This is a genomic window from Pseudarthrobacter sp. MDT1-56 (assembly GCF_059383555.1).
Genome location: NZ_JBWZCK010000001.1, coordinates 197,700 through 209,855 on the forward strand (window position 1 = coordinate 197,700; position 12,156 = coordinate 209,855).

The following is a 12,156-nucleotide window of genomic DNA, read 5'->3' on the forward strand; positions in this document are numbered from 1 at the left end:
TCCCGAAAGTCCGCACCACGGCCTCCGTTGCTCGCGGCAGGAGCCGGCTTTCTTGGCGGGGAGTAGCGCTCAACCGCAGACGCGTCAGGAGCAGCCCTTGTGCCCCCGGCGTGGACTGATGTTATATTCCTCCGCGTCGAGCACCCGCTCCTGGGAGCGCGAATGGCCGTGGATCCGTTTTAGGTTCAACTGGAACAGGAATAAGGGACATCAGATGTCGACCAGCCCGTTTTCACTTCCAGAACGCAGTCTGGGCGGAACTCCGCCTTCGCGTCCTCGCCTAGTAACCATCAGCTCAGTCGAAGTTCCCCATGGCAAGAAGATGCCAGACATTCGACGGTAGGCCATAGCCGCCATCGAGGCCTTAATGGCACTGTCCGACCCGGAGAGTGCGCCTGAACGGGATCAACTACGGGCGTACGTGGAAGCGCATCCTGGGCAACCGGAAGTCGCGCTGGCCAAACACTTGTTGGCCCTCAGGCCCTACATTGATGACCCCAGTGACCGGGATCGATAATCCGTCCCCTGCATGCGTCCGCTCCGATAGTCAGCAGTAGCCCTGCAGATAACGGCTTGGCTCGCTGCGCCGCGCCGTCATCTGCAGCTCCCCGGCGGGACAAGCGCGCCAGGTGCCAGCCTTACGCCCTGCTGCGGCGTCCTGCGACGGCCCCATAGACCAGTAGCACGATGACGGCGCCGAGGATGGCGAGGAGCCAGGTCCGCAGATCGAAGAAGTCAGCGAGACCGCCGCCGAAGATCAACGAACCAATCCAGCCGCCCAGGATTGCTCCCACGACGCCCAGAACCAGAGTGATTACCCATCCGCCGCCCTGGCGGCCGGGAAGGATGGCTTTAGCGATCGCCCCTGCGATCAGCCCCAGCAGAAGAAATCCGAGAATGCCCATGGCTGTACTTCCTTTCGGTGGGACCGTCGCGAGTCAGCGGCGGCAACCATGAGTTAATCAGCACGCTTACGATCCTGCAATACCCTGTTGTTGGAGGGCAGTATCACTGGCGGGGCGAACGCCCGGCGAGGACGAGCCAGCCCGGACCATCCGCTGCTCCGCAACGGCCCTTATGGGGTCCCAAAAGGGCCGTTGCGGAGCAATCGATGGGGGGGAGGAGGGGGAGGAAGAGGAGGCCTACTTCAGCCCGGCCCCCGGCAGCAGCTCCGTGGCGCCCAGGGAGTCGGCGACGAAGGCGTAGTCCCAGGCGCGTTCCTTCCACTGCACGTAGCGGCCCGAGCCGCCGCCGTGGCCGCCCTCCATCTCGATCTTCATCACGATCGGCTCGCTGCCGGTGTTGAGTTCGCGCAGCCGCTGCACCCACTTGGCGGGCTCGACGTAGAGCACCCGGGTGTCATTAAACGAGGTGACCGCCGCGATCTTGGGGTACGCCACCGCGCGGACGTTCTCGTACGGCGTGTAGGACTTCATGTACTCGTACACGGCGCGGTCGGTGATCGGGTTGCCCCATTCCTCCCACTCCAGCGCGGAGAGCGGCAGCTCGGGATCCAAGATGGTGGTCAGGGCGTCCACGAACGGGACGGCGGCCACAATCGCCGCGTACTTCTCCGGGGCCAGGTTGGCGACGGCGCCCATCAGCAGCCCGCCGGCCGAGCCGCCCATGGCCGCGATCCGGGCCGGGTCCACCCAGCCGGACTGCGCCAGCCAGTCGGTGGCTGCGATGAAGTCCGTGAAGGTGTTCTTCTTCTGCAGCTTCTTGCCGGTGTCGTACCAGTGCCGGCCCAGCTCCCCGCCGCCGCGGATGTGGGCGATCACAAATACGATGCCCCGGTCCAGCAGGGACAGCCGCGGGATGCCGAAGCCGGGATCCATGCTCAGCTCGTAGGAACCGTAGCCGTACACCAGGCCCGGCGCCGTCGAGTCCCGCTTCACCGAGGCGTGCCGCAGCACCGACAGCGGGATGCGGGTCCCGTCGGACGCCACCGCCCACTCGCGGGTGGCGACGTAGTCGGAAGCGGAGTAGCCGCCGAGCACCGGGCTTTCCTTGCGCAGCAGCAGCTCGCCGGCGGGCTGCTCCGCGGTGGGCAGCACAAAGTCGTAGACCCGGGACGGCGTGAAGTAGGAGGTGTAGCCCATCCGGATCACGGGGGCCTCGTAGTCGGAACCGGCCACCCCTGCGGTGTAGAGCTCCTCCTCGAAGGCCGGCTCCACCGGCGCGCCCTGCTCCGGCGTGCCCAGCCCGGCCAGCGGCAGGACCTGCACGCGCTCGATCGTGTCCTTGCGGACTGACACCACCAGGTGCGTCGAGGTGACGCCGGCGCCGTTGACGCGCACCTGGTCGGAGTGTTCGACGACGGTGGTCCAGTGCTGCTCGGCGAGCGGCTTGGCGAGCTCGGCCGGGTCAACCAGGGAGACCATGGAGTTGATGGCGTCCCTGTTGTGGGTCAGGACGATGGCCTCGGACGGCTTCCCGGAGGCGTCCGCCAGCAGGAACGGCTCGGCCTCGTAGAGGATGCGTTCCTCCCGGGAGATCACGGTGCTCAGTCCGGCGTCGAGCGCGTCGAAGCGCAGCAGCCGGGTCTCGCTGAACTCGGAGCAGCCGATGCTCAGCACCAGGTGGCGCCGGTCGCCTGAGAGCTCGAAACCCAGCCACATGGCGACGTCGTCCTCCTGGTAGATGACCTCATCATTGGCGACCGGCGTGCGCAGCACGTGGGACTTCACCTGGTAGGGCCGCCAGGAGTCGTCCACCACGGTGTAGAAGATCCGGGTGCCGTCGGGGGAGAAGGAGATGCCGTAGAAGACGTTCTCGATCACGTCGGGAAGGAGTTCCCCGGTCCGCAGGTCCTTGATGCGCAGCGTGAACCGCTCGTCGCCGGCGTTGTCCACGGCGTAGGCGTAGAGGTTCCCGTCGATGGTCACGGCGGCACCGCCCACGGCGAAGAACGGCTTGCCCTCTGCCTCGACGTTGCCGTCCAGCAGGATTTCCTCGCCCGGAATCTCGACGCCGACCTCGACGGCGGGAGGAGTCCAGTCGGCGACGCGGTCCCCGGTGTCCTGGGCGCGGACGCGGCACTGGATGCCGTACTCCTTGCCCTCCACCGAGCGGGTGTAGTACCACCAGCCGTCCTTGCGGTTGGGCACCGAGAGGTCCGTCTCCTGGGTGCGGCCCTTGATCTCGCCGAAGATGGCCTCGCGCAGCGGCTCCTGGTGGACGGTCACCGCCTCCTGGTAGGCGTTCTCGGCCTTGAGCAGCTCCACGACCTCGGCGGATTCCTTGTCCCGCAGCCACTCGTAGTTGTCCTCGAAGGCATCACCGTGGTGCGTGCGGAGGGCGGGGATCTTCTTGGCAACAGGGGGCTGCGGGGAGGGCTGCACGGGAGTCTGGGTCATGGCTCCAATCTACCGCCCGGGCAAGGGCAGTCCGCCACACGCCGGGCCGCCCGCCACACCGCTCCGGCCGAGCCTCAGTTCCCGCCCTGCAGCCCGTTCGCGGCGATGTATTCGCCCAGGGTTCCGGAGGCCAGCGCGGCGGCCACGGCGGCGGTGGCGGCGGGGTTCTGCAAGATGATCGACTGTCCGTCCCGGCTGAATCCCGCTCCGGCGGTGGGGAGGGTGAAGAACAGGCCGTTGCCGGGGGGCGTGCTGCGCAGGCTGAACGCGAGCTGTTCCAGCGTCTCCACCGTGAGCCCGGGGGACACCGTGACGTGGGGGAGGACGGTGGACACCAGTTGCTTCACGGTGTTGCGGTCCGTCAGTGCGCCCTCGGCGGCCATTTTGGCCATCATGGCCTTGAGGAAGGTCTGCTGGTTCCGGACCCGCTGGTAGTCGCCGTCGGAGAAGGCGTGGCGCTCGCGGACAAAAGCCAGTGCCTGCACCCCGCTGAGCCTGTTAACCCCCGGCGGAAAGTAGAAAATGTCGTCGACGGTGCTGGTGAAGGGCTGCGTGATGTTGACGTCCACCCCGCCGAGGGCATCGGTCATGGCGGCGAAGCCCTGGAAGTCGGCCATCACGGTGTGGTTGATGGGCTGGCCCAGCAGCGCCTCCACGGTCTGCGTCATGAGGGGCACACCGCCCAGTTCCAGCCCGGCGTTGACCTTGGCCGCGCCGCGGCCGGGGATGTCCACCCACAGGTCGCGCATGATGGAAATGCCGTAGATGTTCTGCCGGTCTGCAGGGAGGTGGAGGAGGATCAGGGCGTCCCCGCGCTGGTCCGACGTTGCGCCCGATGCCGCGACGGCCCGTTCGTTGACCCGGCTGTCGCTGCCCACCACCAGGATGTTGAGCGCGGTGGGCGGCGGGTCCGGGGTTGGCGTCGGTGTGGGTGCCGGGGTGGGTTCGGGCGTGGTTGTCTCCGGCGCCGGGGCGGAGGTCTGCGCCGGGGCCGCGGTTTCGGTGCGCGGCCGGTTCAGCAGGAACACGGCGGCGGCGACGGCGATGACCACCAGCCCGGCGATGATGGCGATAGCAATGGTGCGGCGGCGATGCGTTCCGCCCGGTGCCGCGGCTGAGCCTGCGGCTGCTTCTGCTGGTTCCGGCGACGTTCCCATGGCCGGACATTACCACCGCGCTCCGTCAAAAGATGCGGGCGGCGCAGAGGTTAATAGCTCAGCTGTGCTGGCGGGCGAACCGCAGGATGGTGAGGATGGCCGGGGCCAGCTCGTCTTCCATCTGGTTGTACAGTTCCTGGCTGCGCCGGTAGGGGTCCACCACGTCGTTGTCGGCGGCGTCCGGCGCCAGCGCCAGGTGCCGCACGGAGGCCGCCCGGGCCGGGAGTCCCCGCCAGAACGCAGGAAGGTCGACGACGTCGGAGGGAGCGTCGCGCTGTTCCAGGACCTGCAGCATCCGGGCAAATTCGCGGATGGTGAAGGTGCGCTTCAGCAGGGATGCGTCCATCTGCATCACGGCACCGCGGTGTTTGGCGGTCATCGCCAGCACCAGGTCGGACTCCCTGAGGATCTTCGGCGTCAGCAGCCGGGCCGCAAAGCCGTCCGGGGTCCCGCCGTACGTCCTGATGATGTCCGCGGAGGGCGGCTGGATCGGATCGCCCACCATGGCCCGTGTGCCGGCGCTCCGCACCACAAAGGCGCCGGCCTGCACCTGGTCCAGGCCGGTCTGCAGCAGGCGCTCGGCGACCGGCGAGCGGCAGATGTTGCCGGTGCAGAGCGTCAGGATCCGAACGGGGTGGGGCGCTTCCAAGGTTTTCCCAACTTCCAGTAGCGAGACTCGTGCCGGTGGCGTGGTTTTCGAGTCTAGCCGCGCCGGGCTCCACCGGACCGCTTCAGGGAGATAGGGCCGCTTTCTGTCGTTCTTGAAAATAAAGCATCTTGATATTGAAGATTCACGCTTTTCTGCGTACAGTCGTCAATGGCTGCCGACCTGCTCGGCAGGAGCTGGCCCCATGGGGGGGTTCGCCGCACAAGAACTTGGGGTAGAAGATGTCGGAGATCAAGAGCCTGACCGCACCGAAAGCCAGTTTCGACCGCCGCGTCGTTGTGAAGGGTGCAGCGTGGAGCGTCCCCGTTATCGCGGCGGCTATCGCAGCGCCGGCCGCTGCGGCATCCGTGCCGGTCCCTCCCACGGTCGCCTTAGCTCCGTATGCCAACAGAATTGTCAGCCCGGCAAGTAAGACCCTTTCGGCGCCTACGGGGATTTTCATCTACAACACAACTGGTGCTAGCCCTGGGTCGGACAACGTCGCGGTAACAGTGAAAATTACGCGTGGGTCGGTCAATATGCCGGGTATCTTCATCGGATCGCTCGGCGGCGTGAACGGAAGTGTAGGGGCCTATGTCGATAACGTGGTCACCATTACTTACTCGATTCCGGTTGCCCGATCTCGTGCCGCGCAGAGCTTCGACTTTGGGTCTTTTACCCACAACGGCAACGGCAATTCCGTGATGGGCACGTACTCCATGACAGTTGACGTCCTGTTGCCGGCGCCAACGGGCAAGGTGTCAACATCATCTCCCTCCACGCAGAAGCTCACACTGAGCGGCAAATAGCCCCACCGCCGCACCCGAGGTCCGCAGACACAAATGATGTAATGGCAGGTGTCAAAGGCCGAAAATTTTGGGAGTGCCGTGTCGGAACTGATTTGGCGGCCTGCGCGCTTGACGGGCGAGAGCAAATGTACCCGAAATCATGCCGGGGTTGGCACGAGTTGAAGGTCTCGAGCCACCTGGCCATCAACGTACTGGGCACAGGTTTTGCCGTCGAATGGGGTTCGGCGGTTACACCCGCCCATCGCCAAGCGATGGCCAAGGCCTGGAACCGTTGTCTCGGCGAAAATCGCGTAATCATGGCTGGGGTGGAGTCTTCCACCTCCGCCATGCCCTACACGGCTTCCATCTATCATGATTCGAAACTCGCTGGCGCCGGCGTTCGGCGCCTCGGCTCAGATACCTTTGAGGGCTTGGCCGAAGCAGTGACGTCGGAAGTGACCATCGCCGCCATCCTCGAACGCGCTGGCGAACTGACCATGCTCCATGCCTGCGGTGTCGCGGATACCGGAGGCGCTGTTATTGCCTTGGTCGCAAAATCCGGCACCGGCAAGACCACGGCGTCGTCGCAGCTCGCCCGCACTTTCGGCTATATAACTGACGAAACCGTCGCGATCCAGGCGGATGGGACGGTTCTGCCCTACCCGAAGCCGCTATCCATAAAGCAGGCGGCGCCCGGTGTCGCCAAACTGCAGGTGGGCCCGGATGAACTGGGCTTGCGAATCGCGCCGGACAATCCCCGTATATCGGCCATCGCGCTGCTCGACAGGGTCGCCGGCGCGGAATACCAGCTCCCCGTCATTGAGCCGGTCCCGTTGGTAGAGGCAGTGCTGGCGCTTATTCCGGACACCTCCTCCCAGGCTGCCGTGGCCCAGCCGCTTCAGTCGCTCTGCCGGCTGATCGACAGCGTGGGCGGAGTGTTCAGAGTCAGCTATTCGGAAGCGGCCGACCTGAAGGACAGCCTGGCGCCGTTGTTCTTGTCGGACCCGGACCGGTCGGATGCCATCAGGGAATGGTCACCCGCCCTGGCTGAGTCTGCGGCCCCGCCAGGAGATCAGATCGGCGTTCAGTCGCCAGAGTCAATCCCCGCGGGCTGGCTGCAACGGACCGACGCCGTTGACGCCGTCGAGATCGGCGAAGACCTTCTGGTCCTCACCCAGACCGAACTCACCAGGCTCAGCGGTATAGGACCCATCATTTGGCAGACCGCCCAGCGTCCCGTCTCGATGCAGACAATCGTGGACCGGATCGAGGCCTTGCACGGGCTGCCTGAAGGCTATGAAGCGCTCTTGGGTGCGGCCGTGGACGGCCTAGTGGACCAGGGATTACTCCTGCGCGGTTAATATACACACCAACGCGGTCACCGTACCGTACAGTAAATTTTCGTGTGGGTCGATGGGGCCGGGCACGGGGGAGAGGACCTAAGCGTGACTGGTTTGGATACAGCCGACAGCAACAGCGGGCAGGCATCGGCGGGGCTCGCGTTGGAGGATTACCTTCGCATTGCCCGGGCGCGCTGGAAGGGAATCCTGGCTTTCACTCTGGCCCTGACCGTGCTGGCTTTCTGCTGGACCCTTCTCCAGCCGAAGATCTACTCCGCGCAGTCCAGCGGGATCGTCGTGGCGGGCGGCTCGGACAACCTCAGCCTCTCGCTCATGAGCGAGAACCTGGCCCAGACCAAGGCGACTAAGTACGAGTCTGTAGCCAAGTCCCGGCTCGTCGCCGAGCGCGTCGTTACCTGGCTTGGCCTCACCACGTCGCCTGATTCTCTTCTGGGGTCAATCTCTGTGACGCTGCCGAAGGAAAGCGCCCAGATTGCCGTCACCGCTACGTCTACGGACCCCGCAATGGCCCAGCGGCTCGCCGACGCTTGGGTGAGGGGTCTGGCCGAGCAGGTCAACGAAATGGAGAGCATCCCCGCCGTCGAGGGTTCGGAAGTCGTCCCCGTTCCAATCATCCGTGTGGTTCCGCTGGGCGAGGCGCCCCTGCCGACCGCCCCCACGTCCCCGAACGTCAAGCTCACGCTCGCGATCGGAGCGCTGGCCGGCCTGGCGCTCGGAATTCTCTATGCCATGCTGCGCCACCACCTGGACCGCCGTCTCCGCAGTGCCACCGCTATCGAACGCCGCTTCGGGGTCCCCGTGCTGGGCACGCTCCCGGTGGACCACCGCCTGGACGGTAAAAGCACCGTGCTGGACGACGGGTTCAGCCCGGTTGCCTCGGGCGAAGGCTCGCACGCCATCACCGAGGCCCTGCGCGAGCTCCGGACAAACCTTCAGTACGTCGACGTCGACAATCCTCCGCGTATCATCGTGGTGACCAGTTCCGTTCCGGCCGAGGGCAAGTCGACAGTGACCGCCAATCTGGCCGTCACCATGGCCGCCGCCGGCGAGAACGTTGTGGTGGTCGACGGCGATCTGCGCCGTCCCACCCTGGTCGATGTATTCAACCTCGTCCCGGGAGTCGGTGTCACCGATGTCCTGAGCGGCCACGCCGACCTGGAGGACGTGCTTCAGGAATGGAGCGCGATGCCCAACCTGCGCGTGCTCGGATCCGGCCGGATCCCGCCGAACCCCAGCGAGCTGTTGGGATCGCAGGCCATGAAGGCTCTGCTCAAAACGCTCGCCCAGGACGCCATTGTGCTGGTCGACGCTCCGCCTCTGCTCCCTGTGACGGACGCTGCTGTACTCACGCGCATCGCTGACGGAGCAATCGTTGTCATCAGGGCTGGAAAGACTACAGATGAAGAGCTTGGCAAGTCCCTCGGCAACCTCAACCGGGTGAACGGCAACGTCCTCGGGACCATCCTCAACCGTGTGCCCACTACCGGTGCCGGCTCGTACCGGTACTACACCGCGTATCAGTCCCACGAGGCGCAGCCTGAACCGGTGTCCGTCGGATCTCCGCGGGAGCACCTGGAACCCGAACCCGTCTACGACCAAAGCGCCGAGTCGCCCGCGCGTCCGGCGACGCGGTTGCCGGCGCGAAGCCGGACATCCTTTGATTGAGCAGTGAAAATTTCCCCTCGGAGCAACTCGCTCCGAGGGGATTTTCGTTTGTCGGTGAGCTCAGCCCACCCCGCCGGAGCGGTGCAGCGGCCAGAACCGGCCCGCCACCTGGCCTACCACGGCCGAGGCCGGGATCGTCCGGACGCAGTCGCCAGCCACATCAGCCGGCGTCCGGCAGGCGATGGCGGAATCCACCGAGTTGGAACGGTGATCGCCCAGCACCACCAGTTCGCCCTCGGAGACGGTGAACGGGGGAACACACCGGAGTGACCGGGGGCTGGTCCGGCAGTCGAGGCTGCCCGCATCGAACGGCAGATCCTCAAAAATGTAGGGCTCGTCGAGCGGGTGGCCGTCGACGCGCAGTTTGCCGTCGCCGCCGCAGCAGCTGATCGTCTGGCCGCCGGTGGCAACCACCCGTTTCACCAGGAACTGCTCATTGGAGGGTCCAATCCCGGTGACGTCGCCGAAGGAACGGGCGATCCGGGCGATCCCGCCGCCGCGGGGCACCGCAGATTCCGCCTGCCAGCTGTCCGGCCGGGTGAACACCACGATGTCCCCGGACCGCGGCCCTGAACCTAGATAGGCAATCCGGTTCACCAGGATCCTGTCGCCCCCGTCCGCGGAACCCTGCAGCGTCGGCTCCATCGACCCGGACGGGATCCGGTATGCCTTCACCAGGAACCCCTGCACCAGCGAGACGGCCACCAAGGCGATCAGCATGTTTCGGACCACGGAGGCCCAGAGGGGGAGCTTCTTGCCGGCGCCGATATTCACGAGTTCAAGCTACCACCGGCCCGCGGACTCACTGCCGCCAGTTCGCCCCCGGTGCTTGACGCATCTCCCGCCTTCCGCATATCCTGAACGAACGGTCGGTAATTATTTATCGGAAATGCATAGGAGCAACCATGGCATCGCAGACCCTGCAGTCAGTGCCCGGAGAGCCCACAGCGGCACGGCACGAACAGAGCCTCGAAGATGTGGCCCGGCGTGACGCTGAAGGCCAGGCATACTTCGACAAAGTCATGGCGGAAGATTCGCGGATCGAACCCCGCGACTGGATGCCCCCGGCATACCGCAAAACCCTGCTGCGCCAGATCTCCCAGCACGCACACTCGGAGATCATCGGAATGCAGCCGGAAGCCAACTGGATCTCCCGCGCCCCAAGCCTCAAGCGCAAGGCCATCCTGATGGCCAAGGTCCAGGACGAGGCCGGCCACGGCCTGTACCTCTACTCCGCCGCCGAGACCCTCGGCCAGCCGCGCGATCAGATGAACCAGGACCTGATGGACGGCAAGGCCAAGTACTCCTCCATCTTCAACTACCCCGCCCGCACCTGGGCGGACATGGGCGCTATCGGCTGGATGGTCGACGGCGCCGCCATCGCCAACCAGGTGCCGCTGTGCCGCGCCTCCTTCGGCCCCTACGGCCGCGCCATGGTCCGCGTCTGCAAGGAAGAATCCTTCCACCAGCGCCAGGGCTTTGAGATCCTGCTGGAACTCTCCCACGGCACGCCCGAGCAGAAGCAGATGGCCCAGGACGCGGTGAACCGCTGGTACGCCCCGGCCCTGATGATGTTCGGCCCGCCGGATGACGACTCGCCCAACTCCAAGCAGTCCATGGCCTGGAACATCAAGCGCTTCGGCAACGACGAGCTGCGCAACCGCTTCGTCGGCATGATGATGGAGCAGGTCAAGGTCCTGGAGCTCACCCTCCCGGACAAGGACATCCGTTTCAACGAAGAAACCAAGAAATGGGAGCACGGCCCGCTCGACTGGGACGAATTCCACGAAGTCCTCGCCGGCCGCGGCCCCTGCAACGCCCAGCGCCTGGAACGGCGCCGCGAGGCACACCACAACGGCACCTGGGTCCGCGAAGCCGCCGCCGCCTACGCGGAAAAACAGAGCCGCAAGCAAGCAGAGAAGGAATCCGCAGCATGACCACCCCCGAACCGCACGCAGGTAACGTCTGGCCCATCTGGGAAGTCTTTGTCCGCTCCAGCCGCGGCCTCTCCCACGTCCACGCCGGCTCCCTGCACGCGCCGGACGCCGCCATGGCCCTGCGCAACGCCCGTGACCTCTACACCCGCCGCAACGAAGGCGTGTCCATCTGGGTTGTCCCGGCTGACGCCATCGCCTCCAGCGATCCGGACGCCAAGGGCTCGTTCTTCGAGTCGCCCCAGGGCAAGGACTACCGGCACGCAACGTACTACACCAAGAGCGAGGGCGTGAAGCACCTGTGAGCACCTCACCCGAAACTGCGGCAGCTGCGGCCCCCGCAGAAGCAGAAGCCGGCGGCCACGGCGACATCTCCGTCGGCGTCAAGGGATCCGGCAACAGCGGCGAGGCCACGGCCAGCGCCACCCGCATTACACCCGGCAACGCCCTCCGCCCCGAGGACATCGCCCTGGCCGTGAGCCGCGGCACCGCCAAGCCGAGCGAGGACGTTGCCGAGTTCGCCCTGCGCCTGGGCGACGACGCCCTGGTCCTCGCCCAGCGCCTCGGCCACTGGATCTCCCGCGCCCCCGAGCTCGAAGAGGACATTGCCCTCGGCAACATCGCCCTGGACCAGCTGGGCCATGCCCGGTCCTTCCTCAGCTACGCCGGCGGACTCGACGGGCGGAGCGAGGATGACCTCGCGTACTTCCGCCGCGAGCCCGAGTTCCGTTCCGTCCAGATCTTCGAAATCCCGAATGGCGACTTTGCCGTCACCATCGCCCGCCAGTTCGTGGTCAGCTACTACCAGTTCGAGCTTTACCGCCGGCTGACCCAGTCCACCGACGCCACCCTGGCCGGCATCGCCGCCAAGGCCGTCAAGGAAGTGGACTACCACCGCGACCACAGCGCCCAGTGGGTGCTGCGGCTGGCCCAGGGCACGGATGAGTCCCGCGAGAAGATGATCCACGGCTTCAAGGTCATCTGGCCCTACGTGGACGAGCTGTTCCGTGACGACGAACTCACCGCCCGCCTCAGCGCGAGCGGCGCCGCCGTCGAGCCCTCCAGCCTGCGCGCCGACTTCGACCGCCTCACCGGAGAGGTCCTCGCCGCAGCCGAACTGGACGTGCCCAAGGTCCAGCCCGCCCCCGGCGGCGGACGCCAGGGCCTGCACTCCGAACACCTCGGCTACCTCCTCGCCGAAATGCAGGTGCTCGCCCGCGAGTACCCCGGAGCCAGCTGGTAACCA

Annotated in this window: 11 protein-coding genes; 6 read left to right on the forward strand and 5 right to left on the reverse strand. The window is 66.1% G+C overall.

Going from position 1 to position 12,156, the window contains the following annotated elements:
• Positions 1-638: 638 nt before the first annotated feature.
• The 4 genes from AC50YC_RS00950 to AC50YC_RS00965 form a co-directional block, all read right to left on the reverse strand.
• Entirely contained in the window at positions 639-905 is a 267-nt protein-coding gene (locus AC50YC_RS00950; protein ID WP_494951778.1) for a GlsB/YeaQ/YmgE family stress response membrane protein, read from the reverse strand.
• 237 nt (positions 906-1,142) lie between these two features.
• Positions 1,143-3,359 (reverse strand): S9 family peptidase, encoded by a 2,217-nt coding sequence (locus tag AC50YC_RS00955; protein WP_494951779.1) that lies wholly within the window; start codon positions 3,357-3,359, stop codon positions 1,143-1,145.
• Between the two features lie 74 nt (positions 3,360-3,433).
• Positions 3,434-4,516, reverse strand: a complete 1,083-nt coding sequence (locus AC50YC_RS00960) for an LCP family protein (RefSeq protein ID WP_494951780.1) — start codon at positions 4,514-4,516, stop codon at positions 3,434-3,436.
• Between the two features lie 58 nt (positions 4,517-4,574).
• The gene (locus AC50YC_RS00965; protein ID WP_494951781.1) at positions 4,575-5,165 is read right to left on the reverse strand and encodes an arsenate reductase/protein-tyrosine-phosphatase family protein; all 591 of its coding nucleotides are present in this window, start codon (positions 5,163-5,165) and stop codon (positions 4,575-4,577) included.
• A gap of 239 nt (positions 5,166-5,404) precedes the next feature.
• Here AC50YC_RS00965 and AC50YC_RS00970 point away from each other — a divergent pair, with 239 nt between their 5' ends.
• The 3 genes from AC50YC_RS00970 to AC50YC_RS00980 all read left to right on the forward strand — a co-directional run bounded on the left by AC50YC_RS00970 (position 5,405) and on the right by AC50YC_RS00980 (position 8,976).
• Positions 5,405-5,971 (forward strand): hypothetical protein, encoded by a 567-nt coding sequence (locus tag AC50YC_RS00970; RefSeq protein WP_494951782.1) that lies wholly within the window; start codon positions 5,405-5,407, stop codon positions 5,969-5,971.
• A gap of 41 nt (positions 5,972-6,012) precedes the next feature.
• Positions 6,013-7,311 (forward strand): hypothetical protein, encoded by a 1,299-nt coding sequence (locus tag AC50YC_RS00975; RefSeq protein ID WP_494951783.1) that lies wholly within the window; start codon positions 6,013-6,015, stop codon positions 7,309-7,311.
• Between the two features lie 84 nt (positions 7,312-7,395).
• On the forward strand, positions 7,396-8,976 hold the full coding sequence (locus AC50YC_RS00980; protein WP_494951784.1) for a tyrosine-protein kinase domain-containing protein: 1,581 nt from the start codon (positions 7,396-7,398) through the stop codon (positions 8,974-8,976).
• A 60-nt stretch (positions 8,977-9,036) separates the two neighbouring features.
• Here AC50YC_RS00980 and lepB read toward each other — a convergent pair whose 3' ends face one another.
• The gene (gene lepB / locus AC50YC_RS00985; RefSeq protein ID WP_494951785.1) at positions 9,037-9,750 is read right to left on the reverse strand and encodes a signal peptidase I; all 714 of its coding nucleotides are present in this window, start codon (positions 9,748-9,750) and stop codon (positions 9,037-9,039) included.
• A 131-nt stretch (positions 9,751-9,881) separates the two neighbouring features.
• Between lepB and paaA the strand changes: the two genes are divergently transcribed.
• Genes paaA through paaC form a run of 3 tightly spaced genes read left to right on the forward strand, consistent with a single transcriptional unit; the run spans position 9,882 to position 12,153 of the window.
• Positions 9,882-10,913: a 1,2-phenylacetyl-CoA epoxidase subunit PaaA gene (paaA, locus tag AC50YC_RS00990; protein ID WP_494951786.1), complete on the forward strand. Its 1,032-nt coding sequence runs from the start codon at positions 9,882-9,884 to the stop codon at positions 10,911-10,913.
• Positions 10,910-11,215: a 1,2-phenylacetyl-CoA epoxidase subunit PaaB gene (gene paaB, locus AC50YC_RS00995; protein ID WP_024367847.1), complete on the forward strand. Its 306-nt coding sequence runs from the start codon at positions 10,910-10,912 to the stop codon at positions 11,213-11,215. The genes paaA and paaB overlap by 4 nt, the downstream gene beginning before the upstream one ends.
• Positions 11,212-12,153 (forward strand): 1,2-phenylacetyl-CoA epoxidase subunit PaaC, encoded by a 942-nt coding sequence (paaC, locus tag AC50YC_RS01000; RefSeq protein WP_494951787.1) that lies wholly within the window; start codon positions 11,212-11,214, stop codon positions 12,151-12,153. Before paaB ends, paaC begins: the two co-directional genes overlap by 4 nt.
• Positions 12,154-12,156: the final 3 nt, after the last annotated feature.